15 protein-coding genes are annotated in these 21346 nt (G+C 73.3%); 7 read left to right on the top strand and 8 right to left on the bottom strand.

Annotation, left to right across the window (positions count from 1 at the left end; genetic code table 11):
- From ACFT32_RS33255 to ACFT32_RS33235, 5 genes are all read right to left on the bottom strand, one after another.
- Positions 1-5702 (bottom strand): amino acid adenylation domain-containing protein (locus ACFT32_RS33255; RefSeq protein WP_382496671.1); only part of this gene is annotated, 5702 nt, incomplete at its 3' end.
- A gap of 94 nt (positions 5703-5796) precedes the next feature.
- Positions 5797-6066, bottom strand: coding sequence for an acyl carrier protein (locus tag ACFT32_RS33250; RefSeq protein WP_382496669.1), 270 nt, complete (start codon positions 6064-6066; stop codon positions 5797-5799).
- Positions 6063-7811: a fatty acyl-AMP ligase gene (locus ACFT32_RS33245; RefSeq protein WP_382496667.1), complete on the bottom strand. Its 1749-nt coding sequence runs from the start codon at positions 7809-7811 to the stop codon at positions 6063-6065. Before ACFT32_RS33245 ends, ACFT32_RS33250 begins: the two co-directional genes overlap by 4 nt.
- 260 nt (positions 7812-8071) lie before the next feature.
- The gene (locus ACFT32_RS33240; protein WP_382496665.1) at positions 8072-9037 is read right to left on the bottom strand and encodes an ArsR/SmtB family transcription factor; all 966 of its coding nucleotides are present in this window, start codon (positions 9035-9037) and stop codon (positions 8072-8074) included.
- 83 nt (positions 9038-9120) lie between these two features.
- Entirely contained in the window at positions 9121-9603 is a 483-nt protein-coding gene (locus ACFT32_RS33235) for a phospholipase (RefSeq protein ID WP_382496664.1), read from the bottom strand.
- Positions 9604-9850: 247 nt separating this feature from the next.
- Between ACFT32_RS33235 and ACFT32_RS33230 the strand changes: the two genes are divergently transcribed.
- Genes ACFT32_RS33230 through ACFT32_RS33210 form a run of 5 tightly spaced genes read left to right on the top strand, consistent with a single transcriptional unit; the run spans position 9851 to position 14930 of the window.
- Positions 9851-10840, top strand: a complete 990-nt coding sequence (locus tag ACFT32_RS33230) for an SCO3242 family prenyltransferase (protein WP_382496662.1) — start codon at positions 9851-9853, stop codon at positions 10838-10840.
- On the top strand, positions 10837-11499 hold the full coding sequence (locus ACFT32_RS33225) for an EboA domain-containing protein (RefSeq protein WP_382496660.1): 663 nt from the start codon (positions 10837-10839) through the stop codon (positions 11497-11499). Before ACFT32_RS33230 ends, ACFT32_RS33225 begins: the two co-directional genes overlap by 4 nt.
- Positions 11500-11504: 5 nt before the next feature.
- Positions 11505-12365, top strand: coding sequence for a TatD family hydrolase (locus tag ACFT32_RS33220; RefSeq protein ID WP_382496658.1), 861 nt, complete (start codon positions 11505-11507; stop codon positions 12363-12365).
- Positions 12366-12375: 10 nt separating this feature from the next.
- Entirely contained in the window at positions 12376-13551 is a 1176-nt protein-coding gene (eboE, locus tag ACFT32_RS33215) for a metabolite traffic protein EboE (protein WP_382496656.1), read from the top strand.
- Entirely contained in the window at positions 13548-14930 is a 1383-nt protein-coding gene (locus tag ACFT32_RS33210) for an alkaline phosphatase family protein (protein ID WP_382496654.1), read from the top strand. Before eboE ends, ACFT32_RS33210 begins: the two co-directional genes overlap by 4 nt.
- A gap of 22 nt (positions 14931-14952) precedes the next feature.
- Here the strand turns inward: ACFT32_RS33210 and trpD are convergent, their stop codons facing one another.
- Positions 14953-16011: an anthranilate phosphoribosyltransferase gene (gene trpD / locus ACFT32_RS33205; protein ID WP_382496652.1), complete on the bottom strand. Its 1059-nt coding sequence runs from the start codon at positions 16009-16011 to the stop codon at positions 14953-14955.
- Positions 16012-16161: 150 nt separating this feature from the next.
- On the opposite strand from trpD, the gene ACFT32_RS33200 reads away from it, so the two are divergent.
- Positions 16162-17595, top strand: coding sequence for a PLP-dependent aminotransferase family protein (locus tag ACFT32_RS33200; RefSeq protein ID WP_382496650.1), 1434 nt, complete (start codon positions 16162-16164; stop codon positions 17593-17595).
- Here the strand turns inward: ACFT32_RS33200 and ACFT32_RS33195 are convergent.
- Together ACFT32_RS33195 and ACFT32_RS33190 are read right to left on the bottom strand one after the other, a co-directional pair.
- Positions 17544-18167 carry an anthranilate synthase component II gene (locus tag ACFT32_RS33195; protein ID WP_382496648.1) on the bottom strand — a complete coding sequence of 208 codons (624 nt, stop codon included), beginning with the start codon at positions 18165-18167 and terminating at the stop codon, positions 17544-17546. The two genes, ACFT32_RS33200 and ACFT32_RS33195, sit on opposite strands and share 52 nt — an antisense overlap.
- A complete protein-coding gene (locus ACFT32_RS33190) occupies positions 18164-19720 on the bottom strand; it encodes an anthranilate synthase component I family protein (RefSeq protein ID WP_382496646.1) in 1557 nt (518 codons plus the stop codon). The genes ACFT32_RS33195 and ACFT32_RS33190 overlap by 4 nt, the downstream gene beginning before the upstream one ends.
- A gap of 177 nt (positions 19721-19897) precedes the next feature.
- Here ACFT32_RS33190 and ACFT32_RS33185 point away from each other — a divergent pair, with 177 nt between their 5' ends.
- Positions 19898-21304: a class II 3-deoxy-7-phosphoheptulonate synthase gene (locus ACFT32_RS33185; RefSeq protein ID WP_382496645.1), complete on the top strand. Its 1407-nt coding sequence runs from the start codon at positions 19898-19900 to the stop codon at positions 21302-21304.
- Positions 21305-21346: the final 42 nt, after the last annotated feature.

Genomic DNA, 21346 nt, shown 5'->3' with positions numbered 1-21346 from the left:
CGCACCAGGTCACCCGTGCGATACATCCGCGACCCCGACGCCCCCAACGGACACGCCACAAACCGCTCCGCCGACAACCCCGCCCGACCCCAATAGCCGTGCGCCAACTGCACACCCGCCAGATACAACTCACCCACCACACCCGCAGCCACCGGCCGCAAGCCCCCGTCCAGCACGAACACCGACGTGTTCCACACCGGACGGCCGATGGCGACGGCCTGGGTGCCTCGCTCGGCGGGCGCGCAGGGGTGGTAGGTGACGTCCACGGACGCCTCGGTGGGGCCGTAGAGGTTGTGCAGTTCCGCGTCGAGGGTGTCGGTGAACCGGTCGCGCAGCTCACCGGGCAGGGCCTCGCCGCTGCAGATCACCCGGGTGAGGGTGGTGCACCGGGCGGCGGCCGGCTCGGACAGGAAGACGCCCAGCATCGACGGCACGAAGTGCGCGGTCGTGATGCGCTCGTGCTGAATGAGTTCCGCCAGGTAGGCGGGATCGCGATGGCCGTCCGGCCGTGCGACGACGAGTGTGGCGCCGGTGATCAGCGGCCAGAAGAACTCCCAGACGGAGACGTCGAAGCCGGCGGGCGTCTTCTGCAGGACGCGGTCGTCGGGGGTGAGGGCGTAGGTGTGCTGCATCCACAGGAGGCGGTTGACGATGCCCTGGTGCGGGACGACCACACCCTTCGGACGCCCCGTCGAACCCGACGTGTACATCACATACGCAGGCCCCTCAGGCACAGCACGCGGTTCGAAATCCCCACCATCCGGAAGCGGTTCATCCACACACAGCACCGGCACCCCCACCGGCACCCGCGACACACCCTCCGCCACCGTCAGCACCACCGAAGGGGCCGCATCCTCCAGCACATACCGAACCCGCTCCAGCGGATAACCCACATCCACCGGCACATACGCCGCCCCGGCCTTGTGCACCGCCAGCAACGCCACCACCAGCTCCACCGACCGGGGCACCATCACACCCACCCGGTCACCCACACCCACACCACGCCCCGCCAACCACCCCGCCAACGCACACGCACGCGCATCAAGCTCCGCATACGAGACCGACACACCCTCGAACACCACCGCCGTCGCCCCCGGCGACCGCCGCACCCGCTCCACGAACAAATCCGCCAACGACACCGACGGCACCACCCGCCCCGTCGCATTCCACTCCTCCACCACCCGCCGCCGCTCACCCACCGACAGCACGGCGAGGGCGCTGACCGGGCGTGCGGGGTCGGCGCACGCCTGGTCGATGACGCGCAGGAGCCGGTCGGCGAGCACGTGGGCGGTGTCGGGGCTGAAGAGGTCGGTGCTGTACTCGAGGCCGCCGTACATGCCGGCGGGTGAACCGTCGGCGGTGAAGCGCTCGCCGAAGTCGAAGGACAGGTCGAACTCGGCGGTGCCGGTGTGGCTTGGCAACAACTCGGCGTCGAGTCCGGACAGGCGGCGCAGGGCGCCGATGCCGTCGTGCCGGTAGGTGTTCTGGAAGGCCAGCATCACCTGGAACAGGGGGCTGCGGGACAGCGACCGGGACGGGTTGAGTTCGCCGACGAGCCGTTCGAAGGGCACGTCCTGGTGCGCGTAGGCGGCCAGGTCGGTCTCCCGGACGCGGGTCAGCAGTTCGGCGAACGTGGGGTCGCCGGACAGGTCTGTGCGCAGCACCAGCGTGTTGACGAACACGCCGACGAGCTCTTCGAAGTCCTCGTGGACGCGTCCGGCTATCGGGGAGCCGATCGGGATGTCGTCCCCGGCGCCGAGCCGGGACAGCAGGGCGGCCAGGGCGGCCTGCATCACCATGAAGACGCTCACGTCATGGGCCCTGGCGACGGCGGCGACCCGTGCGTGGAGTCCGGCGGGGACGTCGAAAGCGTAGTGGGCGCCCGCGCCGGTGGACACGGCGGGGCGAGGGCGGTCGCCGGGCATCGGCAGTTCGTCGGGCAGGTCCGCCAGGGCCTGCCTCCAGTGGGCGAGTTGGCGGTCACCGAGGCTGTCGGGGTCGCCGGGCTCGCCCAGGAGGGCGTGCTGCCACAGGGCGTAGTCGGCGTACTGGAGCGGCAGGGATGCCCAGTCGGGGGCGTGGCCCTGCCGGCGGCCGGCGTACGCGGTGGCCAGGTCGCGGACGAGGCGTTCCATGGACCAGCCGTCGGCGGCGACATGGTGGACGACGAGCAGCAGGACGTGTTCGGTGTCGGACATCGTGAACAGCCGTGCACGCAGCGGCGGTTCGGCGGCCAGGTCGAAACGTTCCCGGGCGGCCCGGGCGAGGGCGGTGCCGAGCTCGTCGGGAGCGACCGGCAGCACCGGCAGCACGGGGTGTGACGCGTCGGCGGGCAGTACGGTCTGGCGCAGGCCCTCGGTGTCCTCGGTGAGGAGGGTGCGCAGCGGCTCGTGCCGGGCCACGACGTCGGCGAGGGCGGCGTGCAGAGCGTCCCGGTCGAGGTCGCCGGCGAGCCGGAGGGCGGCGGGGATGTTGTGGGTGGCCGAGTCCTGGGCCTCCAGGCGGTCCAGGAACCACCAGCGGCGCTGCCCGTAGGAGGCGGGGACGCGTTCGGGGCGGTTGCGGACCGGGACGGGCCGGGCGTCGTCGGCGCCGCCGGCGTCCGCCGACGCGAGGTGGCGGGCCAGGCCGGCCGGGGTGGGGGTGTCGAACAGCTGACGGACGGACACGTCCGCCCGGAAGGCGGCGCGGATCCGGGCGGCCAGGCGGGTGGCCAGCAGGGAGTGCCCGCCGAGGGCGAAGAAGTCGCTGTCGGGGCCGACCTGGGGCAGCCCGAGGACGCGCGCGAACAGCTCGCAGAGAAGCTCCTCGTGCGGAGTCCGGGGGGCGCGGGCGGGGGTGTCGTCGGCGTATTCGGGGGCGGGCAGCGCCTTCCGGTCGAGCTTGCCGTTCGGGGTGAGCGGCAGGGCGTCCAGCAGCACGATCGCGGCCGGGACCATGTACTCCGGGAGCGTGTCGGCCAGTTGCTCGAGCAGCGAGTCGGGGTGGGCACCGCCGGACGGGACGGCGTAGCCGACGAGCCGCGGGTCACCGGGCCGGTCCTCGCGGGCGATGACCGCGGCCTGGGCGACCTCGGGCAGCCGGGCCAGCCGGTTCTGCACCTCGCCGAGTTCGATGCGGTGGCCGCGGATCTTGACCTGGCCGTCGGCCCGGCCGACGAAGACGAGGGTGCCGTCGTCGCGCCTGCGGACGAGGTCGCCGGTGCGGTACATGCGGGCGCCCGCATCTCTGTGGAGGCCTGCGTGGGGGTCGGCGACGAAGCGTTCGGCGGTGAGGCCGGGGCGTTTCCAGTAGCCGCGGGCCAGGCCGGTGCCGGCGATGTAGAGCTCGCCGGCGACGCCCGGGGGCACCGGGCGCAGGGCGCCGTCGAGGACGTAGGCGCGCGTGTTGGCGAAGGGCCGGCCTATGGGCACAGGGCCGTCGTCGCCGGGGGTGCCCGGTTCCAGTCGGTGGTCGAGGCAGTTGACGGTGGCCTCGGTGGGTCCGTACGCGTTGTAGACGACGGCGTCGGGGTGGCGGCGGCGCCAGCCGTCGAGGACGGCGCCGTGCAGGGCCTCGCCGCCGATGACGAGGGTGTCGCTCGGCGACGCGGCGCGGGGCAGGGCGTCGAGGAGCTCCAGGTGGCTGGGGGTGACCTTCATGAACGTGGGCTGTTCGCCGGTGTGCGCGGTGTCATCGCCCAGTTCGGCGACGCGGACGGTGCCGCCGCTGACGAGCGGTGTGTACAGCGCCGTGACGGTCAGGTCGAAGGCGACCGGCGAGTGCAGAAGGGAGGTCCCGGCGGCGGCCGGGTACTCGTGCCGCGCGCGCTGGAGGTAGGCGGCGAGCGAACGGTGCTCGACCACCACGCCCTTGGGCCGGCCCGTCGAGCCCGACGTGTAGATGACGTAGGCCGGGTGTCGCGGCAGCGGACCCTGTGCGGGCTGGTCGGCGGAGTCCCGCGGGCCGGCTGCCGTGTCGGGGTCGTCGACGAGGAGGCGCCGCGAGGCGGGCGCCGGGACCCGGTCGGTGAGTCGGCTGTCCGTCACGACGAGAGCGGGGTCGCAGTCCCGCAGCACGTACTGGATGCGGTCCGCGGGATAGGTGGGGTCGACCGGCACATAGGCGGCACCGGTCCGCAGCACGGCGAGCAGAGCGACCACCAGGTCGGCGGAGCGGGGCAGCACCACCGCGACGAAGGTCTCCGGGCGGGCCCCCGCCCGGCGCAGCCGTCGGGCGAGACGCTCCGCGCGGGCGTCCAGTTCGGCGTAGGTCACCACGGTGCCGTCGACATCGAGGGCGGGCCGGGCGGGGGTGCGGCGCACCTGCTCGGCGAACAGGGCGGGCAGGGTGGTCCCGGGCACGTCGCGGGCGGTGTCGTTCCACTCGACGAGGGCGCGGTGCGTGTCCTCGGCGTCCAGGACATCGGCACATCCGATGGGCAGGTCGGGGCCCTCCAGCAGCCCGGTGAGGAAGCCGAGGAACCGGTCGCGGTGGGCGAGCGGCGCGGAGTCCTCGTACAGGTCGGGGTGCGCGTCGAAGTCGACGTGGATGCCGCCGGTGCCGTCGGGGACCCCGCTGATGTGCACGGAGAGGTCCCTGACGCGTCCGGTGGAGAGCTGGCGGGCGGTGACGGTGCGGCCCGCGAGGTCGATGGACAGGTCCTGGGCGACGAGGTTGACCACCGGTCCGGTGAGCGGGTTCGCCGCGGTGCGGCCGAAGTCCCGGTGGAGGTCCTCGCCGCGGTAGCGCTGGTGCCGGACCGCGTCGCGCACCTGCCGGTCGGCCTGGACGACGAGGTCCCGCAGGGTGGCGGCGGGGTGCACGTGCAGCCGCAGCGGCACTTCGTTGGCGAGCATGCCCGGGGTGGTGAGGGCGGCACGGCTGGTGCGGGCGGCGACGGGGAAGCCGAGGACGACGTCCCGTACCGAGGTGAGGCGGTGGAGGTAGGCGGCGACGGCGGCGACCAGGACGACGGTCCAGCGGGTGCGGCCCGTGCCGGCGGCCGCGAGGAGTGCGGCGACCCGCGGCTCGGACAGCCGCGCCCCGGCGCGCAGTTCGCTGTGGGCGGGCTGCGCGGAACCGGCCGCGAGCCGGGGCGGCTCCGGCGGGTCGGCGAGAGCGTCGCGCCAGTACGCCCCGTCCCGGGCGTGGGCCGGGGAGCCGAGGTAGGCGGCGTCGTCCGCCAGGAGGTCGTGCAGGGTGCCGAACGGGGTGGCAGGCGGGTCGGCGTCCTTGGCGAACGCCGTGTACAGCTCGGCGATCCGGCGGCAGTGGAGGATCTGCCCCCAGCCGTCGAGGGCGATGTGGTGGTAGCGGAAGGCGAGGATGTGGCGGTCCGGGGCGAGACTCAGCAGTGCGTGCCCGTAGAGGGCATCCCGGGCCGGGTCGACGGGGGTGGCCATATCGTCCCGCATCCAGGCGACGGCGGCGGCGTACGGGTCCGCTTCGCCGCTGAGGTCGACGTGGCGCGGGCGCGCCGCGTCGGGCACGGTCCACAGCCACAGGCCCTCGTCGTCCTCGGCGAAGCGGACGCGCAGCGCCGCGGTGTCCTCGACGGCGCGGACGACGGCTCGGTCGAGCAGTCCGGAGTCCACCGGCGCGTCGATGTCGAAGAACACGCCGCAGTTGTACAGCGGGCTGCCGGGCTGCAGCTGCTGTGCGACCCAGATGCCCAGCTGCGCCGATGATGCACGGTAACGCGGGGCTCCGCCCTTGGACATGCTCACTTCCGCCCTTTCTCCGGCTCGTTCGGGACGTGCGCGCCGGTGCCCGGGACGTGCCGTCGTCCCCGGGCGGGCGCTGCGGTGGTACGGGTCAGTCGCCGTCGGCGATCCGTGCGGCGAGGTGGGCCGCGAGGAGCGCGACGGTGGGGTACTCCCAGGCGACGTCGGGGTCCACGGGCAGACCCCAGCGGTCCTCGGCCTCCCCCGCCAGGGCGACCGCCTGGAGGGAGTCGAGGCCGTACTCGGCCATCAGGACGTCCGGCTGGATCTCGTGGCCGGCCCGGTCGAGGAGGATGCCGATGCGTTCGGCGAGCCAGTGGCGTACGACGCTCTCGGACACGGTGTGCGCGTGCGCGGTCATCGCGGCTCCCCCGGGGTGATGACGGCGGCGTACTCGCTGTCCAGGCGTCCGGTGGTGAACAGGTCGCGCATCGCGGCCCGTTCGATCTTGCCGCTGGTGGTGCGGCGGACGGCACCGCGGCGCAGCAGCAGCACCGCGGCCGGGACGACGCCGAAGTCGCGGGCGACGGTCTGCCGGAGGGCGGCGGCGAGCGCCGCGAGGCGGGGCTCGTCGAGTCCGGCGCGCACCTCGTGCGTGACGACGAGGGCCTCCTCGGGGTCACGGGGGTCGCTCGGGTGGACGGGCGCGGCGAACACGGCGCCCACGTTCGCGAGTTCCGGATGGGAGGTGCGCAGTTCGTGTTCGATGTCCTGGGGGTACAGATTGCGGCCGCGGAAGATCATCACGTCCTTGATGCGGCCGGTCACGTAGAGCTCTCCGTCGTGGACGGTGCCGAGGTCGCCGGTGCGCAGGTAGCCGGTGTCGCCGTCGGCGGTGGTCGCGCGGAAGGTGACCTCGGTGGCGTCCGTGTCTCCCCAGTAGCCCTGGGCGATGTTGGGACCGCGCAGCCACAGTTCCCCGATCCGGCCGGCGGGCAGGCGCCGACGGGTCTCCGGGTCGACGACGGCCACGTCGAACCCGTGGGCCGTGCCGTTGCTCGGCAGATCGCGGCCACCCGCGGCGGTGGGCACCGGCCGGAACTCCCGCCGCGCCAGTGCGTCGCCGTCGACCGTGGTGACGACGGGCTCGCGGGGCGGGGCTCCCGAGACGAACACCGTCGACTCGGCCAGGCCGTAGCAGGGTGCGGCCGCCTCGGGACGGAAGCCCGCCGCGGCGAACCGCTTGGCGAACTCGGTCGTCGTGCCCGCCTGTACGGGTTCGGAGCCGTTCACGGCGTAGCGCCAGCGGGACAGGTCCAGGCCTTGGATCTGCTCGTCGGTCACCTTGCGGCAGCAGTAGTCGTAGCCGAAGTTGGGCGCGGCGGACCACACCACGTCGTACATGTCGATCATGCGCAGCCAGTGGTGGGGGCGCTTGAGGAAGGCCGTCGGGTCCATCAGGACGCAGGTGCTGCCGTGAAAGAGGGCGGGCAGCGTCTGCGCCATCAGGCCCATGTCGTGAAACTGCGGGGCCCAGCCGCCGAACCGGGCGCCCTGCGGGACCTCGAGGGTGGAGCAGAGGGTGGCCGCGTTGGTGAGCAGGTTGCCGTGGCTGATCATCACCCCCTTGGGGGTGCCCGTCGACCCGGACGTGTACTGGAGGAGGGCCAGCGTCCCGCGGTCGGCGGCCGGCGGCTTCCAGCCGTCGGGGGCCGGCAGGTCGGCGTCGTCGGCGACGAGCAGGGGCAGCTCGCCCAGGTCCTCCTGGTGCGCCCAGGCCCGGACGGCGGGCAGGCCTGCGGTGTCGGTGAGGACGGCGGCCGCCCGCGAGTCGGCGGCGATCGCCTTGACCCGCCTGCGCTCGTGCGGGAAGCGGCCGGGCAGGGGGGCCGGTACGGCGACCATCCCGGCGTACAGACAGCCGACGAACGGGACGATGAATTCCGCGGGCGCGCAGAGCAGCAGAATGCGGGACCCGGCAGGAAAAAGGCTCCGGAGCCGCACGGCGAGCTGCCGGGCGCGCGTGTCGAGTTCTGCGTGAGTGAGATGCACGGCATCCCGCCGCTCCGGATCGCGCACCCATATGAGCGCGTCCTGTGCGGGGCGTTCGGCGGCCCAATACCGAAGGAGTTCTGTGGCATTGGCAGCGGTACTGACTTCCGACATGACCGTCGATTCCTCGATTCTGCGGTCAGGAATTGATGCACGATCATCGACGGGCTGCGACGCTAGTCGGCCCGCGAAGTAGGCGTCAAGGAAAGGGATCTCGGGCGGGTGTCGTACCCGCTGTTTTCCGAGAGTTCCCGGTAGGGCTTCATGCAGGGTTTTTAAGCCTGGACTTCAGCAGTCTCCGCGACGGCCAGCAGGGTGTTTCACTCCCGCCTGAATGACTGTGGCGGCCGGTTCGGGCGGGATGCGGAGCGGTTTCATGCCGCGGGCTGACGGAGCTCACCTGTAATGCGCTGTTCACCATTCCCGGAGCCGCGTCCGGATTCCCGGGCGCGCATGCCCAGCAGGGCCATTCCGAGGGGGGTAACGGTGTGCAGGACGGTATTTCGATTGCGGTGCGTGGTGATGAGTCCGGACTCCCGGAGAACCGCGGTGTGCTGGCTGGCACCCGCGGAGGAGATGCCGAGCGCCTCGGCGAGTTCGGAGGTGGTGTGCGAGGCGGTGAGGGCGCGCAGGGCCGCCGCCCGGGTCCGGCCCACCAGCGCGCCGAGCGCCTGCCCGGTGTTGTCGGGCTCGTCCCACAATCCGGCGGCCTGCGGGAAGTCCGGCGACACGGCGAACACCAGGGCGGCCCCGCCGCTTTCCGGCAGGGAGCGGATCAGCACGGCGGGCTGGTGCACCAGGAACAGGGACGGCACCAGGACCAGTCCCCGTCCGTCCAGGTGGACGTCCCGGTCGGGTCCCGGCAGCTCCAGGACCGGGCTCTGCCATTGGATCCTGGAGTGCAGGGTCTCGAGGAGCCGGTCGATCCCGCCGGTCATGGTGATGCGGCCGCGGGCGTTGCACTCGTGCTCCAGCTGGTTCAGCACCCGGTTCCAGTACGGGGCGAGGGCGTATCGCCACACGTCCCCTACGGCGGCCAGGGCCTCGTCACGGCCCAGGCCGAGGGCCCGCAGCGCACGGTCGCCCTCGTCGGGGGCCGCGTCGACCAGGCAGAGCAGATCACCGGGCGCCCTCAACCGGCCTTGGGGCGAGGCGACCAGCGCGGCGAGCGCGGTGCGCTGGCGCAGGTGCTGGGCCAGCCGGTGACGCCAGCGCAGGTGCGCGGCGTTGCCCGGGCGTCCGAGCAGCCCCAGTGCGAAGACCGTCTCCGCGACCTGGCCGAGTGTGGGGCTCAGCCGGGTCCGTGCCAGGTCTTCTGCCGTGAAGTGGATTCTCTGCACTGTCCGTTACTCCCCCGGGACGGTCCGGTCTGTGTGCGACCGGTGTGGTACAGGCTTTTGCCGAAGCGTCGGTCGAGTCGCCGTCAGGCGGCCTCGACGGTGTCCGCCTCCTGCAGCCCGAGGATCCGGACCGCTTCGTAGTACACCGCCGCGAGGCTGTCGCACTCGGTGCGGCGCTCACCGCTGTAGGCGGCGCACACCCGCTTCAGATCCGCGTAGAAGGCGCTGTCCAGACGGTCCTTGTTCGCGGCGAACTGGCCGGCCGCCTTGTAGTTCCGATAACCGAAGTCGTGCCGGGCGCAGGACAGCGCGAACGGATACCCGTAGGGATTGTCCGGGGACGTGGTGCAGTGGTCGGTGGACCAGTCGAATCCGTACGCCGCCCAGGCCGCCTGATTCTGCTGTGCGGAATACCACGACTGATAGCTGGTGGCACTGGTCTGTGTCCATCTGGACAAGACTTCCGGTTTGTCGGCCGGAGCGGCCTGTGCGGGGGCGGCGGTGAGAAGTGCGGCGGCCACCGCGGCCACAGCCGCACCGGCCGAAAGACGCATCTGACGAAGCATGCCGGACACCTCCGGGAGACAGGGAACGGCTCATATGAGCCAGGCGGGCAAAAGGCACGCGGAGTCACCCGCGCCGTCTCAGTTTGCGGAACCCGGATATGCGCGCTTTATCGAGCGACTATGGCGGCGTCAACGCGGAGGTCGGCAAGCCGAGTTGTCCACCCGATAACCGCCGGATGCACCGCGCATAGCTCCAGGACGCATGATCGCCCGCAGAGGACAGCGCCCTACCGAAGTGGAGGAGCCCTTGCCCCGCTCACCCTTCCCCCAGACCGGCTCCGTCGGCCTCGCGGCCTGGGCGGAACTCGTCCGTGCCCCGGCCGCGTTGACGGTCCCGGGCGACGTGATCGCCGGTGCGGTGTCGGCCCGCCGGCCGCTGGGCCGTCACATCGTGGGGCTCGCCGCCGCGTCCACGTGCCTGTACTGGGCCGGGATGGCCCTCAACGACTATGCCGACCGGGAGACCGACGCCCGCGAGCGGTCGCACCGGCCCGTCCCGTCCGGGAGGGTGCGGCCGGGCACGGCCCTGGCCCTGGCGGCTGCCGGCACCGCGGGCGGGCTGGGGCTGGCCGCCCTGTCCGGCGGACGCCGCTCGCTGTGCGCCGCCGTGCCGCTGGCCGCCCTGGTCTGGGCGTACGACCTGTCGCTGAAGTCCACGCCGTTCGGGCCCGCCGCCATGGCCGGCGCACGGGCTCTGGACGTCCTGCTGGGGGCCACCGCGCCCGGCGGCCCCGGGACGGAGGCGGCACTGCGCCGGGCGCTGCGGCCCGCGGCGCTCATGGCCGCGCACACCGGTGCCGTCACGGTGCTCAGCCGGAGCGAGGTCGAAGGCGCGCACCCGGCACTGCCCGCCGCCGCACTCGCCGTCACCGCCGCCGTCACCGCCGCGGCCGCCGCCCCCCGAGCCGCACCGCCGCACACCGATGCCCGCAACGCCGCCACCCCGGCCGCGCACCCGCCCCGCGCCGCCCGCCACCCCCTCTTCGACACCCCGGCCCACTGCGCGTCCACGGTGCTGGCCGGGCTGTACGGCGTGGTCGCCGGCGCCGCCCAGTACGCGGCGGTACGGGATCCGCGCCCCGACCGGGTCCAGCTGGCGGTGCGGGGCGGCATCCACGCGATGGTGCCGCTCCAGGCCTCGTTGACGGCCCGCGCCGGAGCGGTCGCCGCCGCGGCTTCCGTCTCCGCCCTCCTGCCGCTGGCCCGGCGCCTGAGCCGGCGGGTGTCCGTCACATGAACGCCCCCGGCGGGCCGGAGAGGGTGGCTCTCCCGGCCGGGCTCGCGGACGCGACCCGGTTGCGCGCGGCGCTCGACCAGGACCTCGCCCCGCCGGCCCTCCACTGGCTGCGGGAGTCCCGGGCCCGGGTGGCCGCCGAACCGGCCGCGCTCGCCGGGCTGTTCCCCGCCGTGGGGCGCCGCTGCGGGCGCGGCGTGCTCACCACGCTGCCCGACTGGCTGACGGAGGACGCCGCGCGGACCGTTCTGCTGCTCGCGCTGCCGCCCCACGACGCGGGCCTGCCGCCCGAGGCCGCTTCCTGCTATCACGACGGGGACGCCGAGGAGCGGAGGGCCGTGCTCAGGGCCCTGCCCCTGCTGGACGCCGGCGACGGCGGCCTCGCTCTCGTCGAGGACGCCCTGCGGTCCCACGACACCCGGCTCGTCGCAGCGGCGGTCGGACCCTACGCCGCCCGCCGGCTGTCCCCGGGGCCGTGGCGGCACGCCGTGCTCACGTGCCTGTTCACCGGAGTGCCGCTGACCGCCGTCGCGGACCTCGAACGGCGGCTGGACGCGGAACTGGTCCGCATGCTGCACGACCTGGCGCGGGAGCGGCGGGCCGCCGGGCGTCCCGTGCCACCCGAGATTCCGCCCCTGCTGGAACACTTCGCCAGGAGATGAGCCCGATGCGCATCCTCGATCCGCACATCCATATGACGTCCCGCACCACGGACGACTACCGCGCCATGCGCGCGGCTGGGGTGCGGTGCGTGGTCGAGCCCTCGTTCTGGCTCGGCCAGCCCCGTACGTCCGTCGGCAGCTTCGCCGACTACTTCGCGTCCCTGGTCGGCTGGGAGCCGTTCCGGGCCGCGCGGTTCGGCATCGCGCACCACTGCGCGGTGGCGCTCAACCCGAAAGAGGCCAACGACCCACGGTGCGCCGGGGTGCTGGACATCCTGCCCCGCTATCTGGCCAAGGACTCCGTGGTCGCCGTCGGCGAGATCGGCTTCGACTCGATGACGGAGGCCGAGGCGAAGGCGTTCACCGCCCAGCTCGAACTGGCCGTCGCCGAAGGGCTCCCCGCCCTGGTGCACACCCCGCACCGCGACAAGGTGGCCGGCACGTCCGCTTCCCTGGAGCTGGTCGCGGCGTCCGGGATCGACCCGGGCACGGTCGTGCTGGACCACCTCAACGAGGTCACCGTCGGGCTGGTCGCCGGCACCGGCTGCTGGATGGGTTTCTCCGTCTACCCCGACACGAAGATGGACCCTGTCCGCGTGGTGCGCATCCTGCGTGAGTACGGCACCGAGCGCGTGCTGGTGAACTCCGCCGCCGACTGGGGGCACAGCGATCCGCTGCTGACCCGGGCCACCGGCGACGCCATGCTCGCCGCGGGATTCACGGAGGACGACGTGGACCAGGTCCTGTGGCGCAATCCGGTGCGGTTCTACGGGCAGAGCGGACGGCTCCGCCCGCTGCTCGACGAGCCCGACGGCACTGCGCCCGCCGAGCACGAGGGCAACTCGATCCTGCGCGGACCGCGCTGAGGAGGCGTCGATGAGATTCCGGCACGCCGACGGCACCACCGTCCACCTGTCGTACGGGACCAACGTCCACGACGCCGACGACCTCGACGACGTCGTCGCGCTCCTGGACCGGTACGCCACGCCGGTACGTGAGCGGCTGGGCGCGGACCGGCTCGGGCTGGGCCTGTGGCTGCCCGAGCCGGCCGCCACGGCGCTCGCCATGGACCCCTCGGACGTGGACCGGCTGCGCGCGGAGCTGACGGCCCGCGGCTTGGAGGTCGTCACGCTCAACGGCTTCCCCTACCGGCACTTCCACGCCCCCGTGGTCAAGCGCGACGTCTACCTGCCCGACTGGTCGCATCCGGCCCGCCTCGGCTACACCCGCGATCTCGCGGCCGTCCTCTCCCGGCTGCTGCCGGACGACGCGGCACGCGGCAGCGTCTCGACCCTGCCGCTGGGCTGGCGTGCCTTCTGGTCGCCGGACCGTCGGGAGCGGGCCCTGGCCCACTTCGACGAGCTCGGCCGCGAACTGACCGCGCTGGCCCGGACGTACGGCCGCCCGGTGCGCGTCGGTTTCGAGCCGGAGCCGGGCTGTGTCGTGGAGGGCGCCGACGAGGCGGTCACCCATCTCTCCGGGCTGGACCCGCAGACGTACGGCGTCTGCTTCGACACCTGTCATCTCGCGGTGGCCTTCGAGGAACCGGCGGACACCCTCGCCACCTGGGCCGGCGCGGGGCTGCCCGTGGTGAAGGTCCAGGCGTCGTGCGCCCTGCACGCCGACGATCCGTCCGACCCGGCAACCGCCGCGGCGCTCGCCTCGTTCGTGGAACCCCGGTTCCTGCACCAGACCAGGGAGGCCGTACCGGACTCCGGGCGCGTCGGCTGCGACGACCTGGACGAGGCGCTGCGGCCCGGCGCCCTGCCCGGCCGCGGGCCGTGGCGGATCCATTTCCATGTGCCCCTGCACACCTCCCCCGCCCCGCCGCTGCGCAGCACCCGCCCGGTGCTGGAGTCCGCCTTGTCAGCGCTGTTCGCCGGGGAACGGGCGCTGACCGATCACGTCGAGGTGGAGACGTACACCTGGTCGGTCCTGCCGCCGGAGCAGCGGCCCGACGGGCCGGACGGCCTCGTCGACGGGATCGCCGCGGAGCTCGACTGGGCCCGCCGCCACCTCACCGGCCTCGGTCTGAAGGAGGTGTCCGGATGAGCCGGCGCCAGGTGGTCGTGCTCTGCACGGTGGGCGTGACCCGTCGGCTGCTCGCCCACATGCCACACCTGCGGGCCGTCGGGGAACGGGGCTTCAGCGCCCCGCTCGACACCGTGTTCCCCGCCGTGACCTCGACGGTGCAGGCGTCCCTGGTCACCGGCCGCGCGCCGCGCGACCACGGGGCCGTCGCCAACGGCTGGTTCGACCGCGACCGCGCGGAGATCCGGTTCTGGGGACAGCACGCCGGTCTGGTCGCCGGCGAGAAGGTGTGGCAGGCCGCCCGTGCCCTGGACGACCGGCACCGTACGGCCTACCTGTGCTGGTGGTTCGCGATGGGCGCCGACGTGGACACCCTTGTCACGCCCCGGCCGGTCTACCGCTACGACGGCCGCAAGGAACCCGACTGCTACACCCACCCGCCCGGGCTGCGCGACGTCCTCACGCACACCCTGGGCCCGTTCCCGCTGTTCCGCTACTGGGGCCCGGCGGCCGACATCACCTCCACCCGGTGGGTGATCGACGCGGCCCGCCTGATCCTCGGCACCGCGGCCCCGGACCTGTCGTTCGTCTACGTCCCGCACCTCGACTACGACCTCCAGCGGTACGGCCCCGACGGGCCCGAGGCGATCCGCGCGGCCCGCCGGGCGGACGCGGCGCTGGCCCCGCTGCTCGCCGAACTGGACGAGCGGGGAGCGACGGTTCTGGCCCTGAGCGAGTACGGCATCCGCCCGGTCTCCCGCCCCGTCGACATCAACCGGGCCCTGCGCCGCGAAGGGCTGCTCGCCGTGCACACCCAGCGCGGCATGGAGTACCTCGACCCGCACATCTCGCGGGCGTTCGCCGTCGCCGACCACCAGGTCGCGCACGTCTATGTGCGGGATCCGGCGGACGTGCCGCGTGTGCGGGCCGTCGTGGCGGGGCTGCCGGGCGTGGAACAGGTGCTCGACCGGCCGGGGCAGGCGCGGCTGGCCGTGGACCACCCGCGGTCCGGGGAGCTCGTCGCGGTCGCGGAACCGGACGCGTGGTTCACGTACTACTACTGGCTCGACGACGCACGCGCGCCGGACTTCGCGCGGGGCGTGGAGATCCACCGCAAGCCCGGCTACGACCCGGCGGAGCTGTTCTTCGATCCCGGCCGGCCCGCGGTCCGGCTGCGCGCCGGGCTGACGGTGCTGCGCAAGAGGCTAGGCCTGCGAGCCCCGATGACGGTGGTGCCGCTCGACGCGTCCCTGGTGCGGGGCAGTCACGGCCGGCTGCCCGATACCGACGACGACGGGCCGCTGCTGCTGTGCTCCGACCCCTCTGCGGAGCGCCCCCGCTTCCGGGCCACCGAGGTCAAGCGGCTGATCCTGCGGCTGTCGGGGCTCGGCGGGCCGTGACCGGGACACGGGGAGGACCGGTTCACCCGGCGGCGGCCAGTTTGGCGGTCACGGTGATCCAGTCGTCCAGGACCTGCGCCGCCGTACCGGAGTCGACCGCCTCGGCCGCCCGGTCCCATCCCGCGGCGAGCCGTTCGGTGACGGTCCGTCCGCCGGGTTCCAGTGCGGCCAGGCCGGCAGCGGCCGCCAGCAGCACGGCGTCCCGCACCGGGCCGGGTTCGCCGTCCAGCACCCGGCGGGCGACGCGGGCGTTGTGGGCCCGGTCGCCGCCGCGCAGCGCATCGAGCGGGGCGCGGGGGACGCCGATGTCCAGCGGGTCGAATCGGCTCTCGTGGACCTCGCCGTCCTGGACCGACCAGACGGTGGAGGTGGTGGTGACGGTCAGTTCGTCGAGTCCGTCGTCGCCGCGGAACACCAGAGCCCGTGTGCCGCGCGCGGCCAGCACCCCGGCGATCAGCGGAGCCATGCGGCGGTCGGCCACGCCGACGGCCTGGGCGGTGGGCGCGGCGGGGTTGGACAGCGGCCCGAGGACGTTGAAGACGGTGGGCACGCCGAGTTCGCGCCGGACGGCGGAGGCGTGCCGCATCGACGGGTGGAAGAGCGGGGCGAAACAGAACGTGATGCCGGCCCGGGCGACGGTCTCCGCGGCGTGGTGCGCCGGCAGGTCGAGCGGAATGCCCAGTTCCTCGAGTACGTCGGCGGAGCCGCACGCCGAGGACGCGGACCGGTTGCCGTGCTTGACGACGCGTGCGCCGGCGCCGGCCGCGACGACGGCCGCCATGGTGGACACGTTGACGGTGTGCGCGCCGTCGCCGCCGGTGCCGACGATGTCGAGCGTGGGGCCCGGCACGTCCACGGTGTGCGCATGCGCGGTCAGCGACCGCACCAGGCCGCCGATCTCCTCGACCGTCTCGCCCTTGGCCCGCAGGGCGACCAGGAACGCCGCCATGCGGGCGGGGGTCACGGTGCCGCTCATCGTCTCGTCCATGGCCCACGCGGTCTCGTCGGCGGACAGGTCGCACCGGTCCAGCAGCGTGGTCAGCAGGGCGGGCCAGCCGGGTTCGTGCGTGCTTCGGGTCACGTCGGTTCTCCCTGGGGTCGGTTCGCCGCGCGGGCGCGGGCGGAATGGGGCCGGCGGTGCGTCCGGTCCCAGTCTTCGCAGGGCGGTGAACCGTCCACCAGACCATTCGGAGTGGTCCCTTGCGGTCCAATCACCACAGGAGGGTGGAACATGAGCTGGCTGCCGTCGATCGAGGTGTCCCGCGCCGCGGACGAGTCCCTGACCGCGCAGATCCAGCGGGTGCTGAAGCGGGAGATCACCGAGGGGGTGCTGCATCCCGGGACGCGTCTGCCGCCGAGCCGCCGGCTCGCCGACGACCTCGACGTGTCGCGCAGCGTGGTCGTCGAGGCCTACGGGCAGTTGATCGCCGAGGGCTATCTGGAGGCCGTGCAGGGTTCGCAGACGCGGGTGGCGCGCCATCTGGCGACGCCCTCGGCGGCGGTCGTGCCCACGCTGCTGGACGAGGGCCGGGTACCGGCCGTGCGCTGGGATCTGCGCTCCGGCCGGGCCAATGTGTCGCACTTCCCGTACCGCGAGTGGCTGGCGGGATACCAGCGCGTCCTGCAGACGGCCCGGCAGAGTGATCTCGACTATCCGCCGCTGTCCGGAGTGCCCCGGCTGCGTGAGGAGTTGGCCCGCCACCTGGGCCGGGTGCGGGGTGTGCGGACGGCACCGGGCCAGGTCATGGTGGTGTCCGGGTTCGCGCACGGGCTGGGGTTGCTGTGCGCGGCGCTGCCCGGCCTCGGCATCGGCGAGCTGGCCATGGAGGAGCCGGGGCTGCTGCGGCAGCGGGAGTTCGTGCTGGAGGCGGGGATGCGCCCGCGGGGTGTGCCGGTGGACGCCGACGGCCTGGACGTGGACGCGCTGGCCCGCACCGGGGCACGGGCCGTGCTGGTGACGCCGTTCCACCAGTTCCCCACCGGGGTGGCGCTCTCCGCCGAGCGGCGTGCCGCGCTGGTGCGCTGGGCCCGGGATGTGGACGGCTACGTCATCGAGGACGACTACGACGGCGACTTCTGGTTCGAGCGCCGCAGCCGGCCGCTGGCGCTGCAGCGGCATGCCCAGGACCGGGTGGTCTACGCGGGCACGGCCTCCAAGACGCTCGTGCCGGGGCTGCGGCTGGGCTGGCTGGCGGTGCCGGACCCGCTGCTGACTCCGTTGGAACGCGTGCGGGCCCGCCGCGACCTGGGTTCCGACAGCCTCACGCAGTTCGCCTTCGCCGAGCTGCTCGGCTCGGGCGCCTACGACCGGCACATGCGCCGGCTGCGGGGGCGCTACCGGCTGCGCCGGGACACCCTGGTGGAGGCCGTGCGGCGCTTTCTGCCGCAGGCCCGGCTCGGCGGTCCGGCCGCCGGTCTGCACACGTATCTGCGGCTGCCGCGCGGCACCGACGAGACCGCTCTGGTGGCGGCGGCGCTACGCCGGTCGGTGCTGGTGCGCGGCGGGCGGGACTTCCACGGCCGCCCGCCGGGCACGGGCCCCGCGCTGGTGCTGGGGTACACGGCGCTGCCCCGGTCGGGTCTGACGGAGGCGGTCGGGGCGCTCGGCGCGGCCTACGCGGAGGTGGCGGGCCGGGCGGCGCCCGCACCGGCGCGGATCGCGTGACGGTCGGTGGCCAGGTCCAGGAAGTTGTCCAGCATGGCGAGTCCGTCGTGGGTCTCGACGGACTCGGGGTGGAACTGCACGCCCTCGACGGGCAGGGTCCGGTGGCGCAGTCCCATGACGTAGCCGTCGTCCGTGGAGCGAGCGGTGACCTCGAGGACATCCGGGAGGGGTTCGGGTACGACGAGGGAGTGGTAGCGGGTGACCACCGGTTCGTCGGGGGCGCCCCGGAACACGCCGGCCCCGTCGTGGCGGAGGGTGCTGGTGCGCCCGTGCATCAGGTGCTCCGCGACCGTCACGCGTCCGCCGAAGGCGAGCGCGACGGCCTGATGACCGAGACAGACGCCGAGCAGCGGCACACGTCCCGCGAAGGTGTGCACCAGCTCTACGTGGCCGCTGTCGACGGGGTGGCCGGGACCGGGGCCGAGCACCACGGCGTCCGGGGCGAGCTCCGCCAGCTCCCACGGGGAGCGGGTGCCGGAGCGCACCACCTCGGTGGTGGCTCCCAGGGAGCGCAGATACCGGTCGATGATGTGGACGAAGCTGTCGTAGGCGTCCACGAGCAGCACCTTCACGGCCGGTCCTCCCGTCCCTGGGTGTCGTGGAGTTCGCGGCCGGTCAGCGCCCAGTAGGTGGCGGCCGTCTTCGCCAGTGTCTCCGCCCATTCCGCGGCGGGGTCGGAGTCGGCGACCATGCCGGCGGAGCTCTGCGTGGCGTAGGTGCGCCCGTCGTGCACGACGGACCGGATGCACAGGGCGAGTTCGCTCCAGCCGCGCACATCGACGAGACCGACCGCGCCGGCGTAGGCGCCGCGCGGCTCCTCCTCCAGTCCGTCGATGATCTCCATGGCGCGGATCTTGGGGGCGCCGCTCATGGTGCCCGCCGGGAAGGTCGCGCGGATCGCGTCCCAGGGTCCCGCCTGCGGCCGGAGCCGCCCGGACACCGTGGACACCAGGTGGAACACATGGGAGAAGCTCTCCACCGACATCAGCCGGTCGACGGGCAGTGTGCCCGGTTCGCTGACCCGGCCGATGTCGTTGCGGCACAGGTCGACCAGCATGATGTGTTCGGCGCGCTCCTTGCGGCTGTTCACCATGCGGGCGATGTTCCGCTCGTCGGCGGCGGCGTCCGGACCGCGGCGGGTCGTCCCGGCGATGGGCCGCATGAGGATGCGGTCCCCCTCGATCCGCAGGTACAGCTCCGGACTGGCCCCGATCAGGACGCTCCCGGCACGCGGTACGAGGTACATGTACGGCGACGGGTTGCGGCCGCGCAGCCGCCGGTAGACGTCGACGGGCGTGAGGTCGGTCTCGACGTCGATCCGGTGGCCGATCTGGATCTGGTAGATGTCGCCGACGCGGATGTGCTCCAGGCAGGTCGCGGCCCAGCCGAGGAAGGTCGCCCGGTCGACGCTGTCGCGCACCGAGCGAGGTTCCGGCGCCTCGGGGTGACCTACGGCCGGCGACGCCTGCGCGCGGTGCGCCAGGGCGGGCGTGACGTGTGCCGGTACCCGGTCGAAGCCGGGGCCGTGCGCGCGCCGCAGCTGGACCGCGCCGGTGTCGCGGTCGTACCAGACGGTGTCACGGAAGAGCGTGAGCGTGACGTCCGGTGTGGCGGACTCGGCGCGCGGGGGGAGTTCCTCCATGTGCCAGGCCGCCTCGTAGGAGAACGTGGCGAGGAAACCGAAGGCGTACGTCGTCGCGGACACGTCCGTGTCCAGCCGGAACAGCGTCCGCGCCCGCTCGAGGAGGTCCCACACCTGGGCGGAGGTGTGGAACGCGCGGCGCCCCGGCACGCCGTCGCCGGTCATGCCTGCCGTGTCGGCGGCGGCGAGGAGGGCCGCGCGGAGCTCGGGGAGCCCGTCCACCTCGATGCGGTGCGCGTACACCCGTACCTCGGCGAGCCGGCCGCAGCCGACGACGGCGGGTCTGCGGTCCTGTTCCGGGCCGACGGGGCTCTCTGTGAGGAACACGTCCTGCTCGCCCGCCTCCTGCCGCAGCAGCGCGTACAGGTCGAACGGGGCGTGCGGCGGCAGCTCGGCCGTCGTGACCCGGACGTCGAGGCGCCGCGCCCGTGGTCGTTCCTGCGGGAGAAGTGCGTCCGCCGGTGTTCCTGTCCTCGCTGGCATTCCGGCCCCATCCGTCGTGAACTGCTGAATCGGCGTCATGAGACAAGCAGTTCTGGACCGGCGGCGACCAGACCAATTCCGTGGAATGCGTGCGGTCCATTCACTGCGCCGCTTGACCCTTTTGTGAAAGCGAGTCTTGTATGGCGGCCATCCCCCACGCACTGGAATGGGAGCCCCATGTATCCGACGCATTCACACGTCGTGGACGACTGGCGTGGTCTGCCCGCCGCCCAGCAGCCGGAATGGCCCGACCGGAAAGCGCTCCGCCGGATCACCGAGGAACTCGCCGCCGCTTCCCCTCTCGTGCTGGTCGAGGAGTGCGACCGGCTGCGGGAGCTGCTCGGGGCGGCCGCACGCGGGGAGGCGTTCGTGCTCCAGGGCGGCGACTGCGCGGAGACCTTCGCCGGGTCCACCGCCGATGCCGTGCAGGGCACGCTGAGGACGATGCTGCAGATGGCGCTGGTCCTCACCCACGGGGCTGCGGTCCCGGTCGTCAAGGTCGGCCGGATGGCCGGGCAGTTCGCCAAGCCCCGGTCCAGCCGCACCGAGACGCGGGACGCCGTCACGCTGCCGTCGTACTTCGGCGACGCGGTCAACGGCATCGAGTTCGCGCCGGAGTCGCGCCGTCCCGACCCGGCACGGCTGCGCACCGCCTACGAGACGTCCGCGGCCACACTCAACCTGGTCCGTGCCTTCGCCCAGGGCGGCTCGGCGGACCTGCACCAGGTCCAGAGCTGGAACCGCGGGTTCCTGACGGACACGCCCGCGGCCGCCCGGTACGAGCGGCTGGCCGGCGAGATCGACCGGACACTGGCCTTCATGCGCGCCTGTGGGGTGGACCCCCGGCAGCTGCGCACGACGGAGTTCTTCACCAGTCACGAGGGGCTGCTGCTGGACTACGAGGCGGCGCTGACCCGGGTGGAGCGGGAATCCGGCCGGGTGTACTCGGCCGGGGCCCATCTGCTGTGGATCGGCGAGCGCACCCGTGACCCGGCGGGCGCGCACGTGGAGTTCTTCTCCCGGATCGCCAACCCCGTCGCGGTCAAGCTGGGCCCGTCCACCACACCGGACGAGCTGATGGCGTACGCCGACCGGCTCGACCCGGACCGGACCGCGGGCCGTCTGTCGTTCGTCGTGCGGATGGGCCGGGACCGGGTCCGCGACCTGTTGCCCGTCCTGATGGAGAAGGCCGCCGGCAACGAGGTCAGGGCCTGCTGGCTGACGGACCCGATGCACGGCAACACGTTCGCCGCCGGCGGGCGCAAGACGCGCCGCTTCGACGACGTACTGGACGAGGTGCGCGGCTTCTTCGAGGTGCACCGGGCGCTGGGCAGCCGCCCCGGCGGGCTGCATCTGGAGCTCACCGGGGACGATGTGACGGAGTGCCTGGGCGGCGGCCGGGCCATGGGTGTCGGGGACCTGCCGCGCGACTACACGTCGGCTTGCGATCCGCGTCTGAACCACAGCCAGTCCCTGGACCTCGCGTTCCTGGTCGCTGAGATGCTGCGGGACGCTCAGCCGGCGTCATTGCACCGGGACACCCATACGTTCTCCGGCAGCCCTCTTGGATTTCACCACCGTTGAAGTCGCATGAGCCCAGGAAGATACTTCAGGAACTCTCCACAG

The organism is Streptomyces sp. NPDC057002, assembly GCF_042673825.1.
Lineage (GTDB): Bacteria > Actinomycetota > Actinomycetes > Streptomycetales > Streptomycetaceae > Streptomyces.
This window is presented reverse-complemented; position numbering and strand designations above follow the sequence as displayed.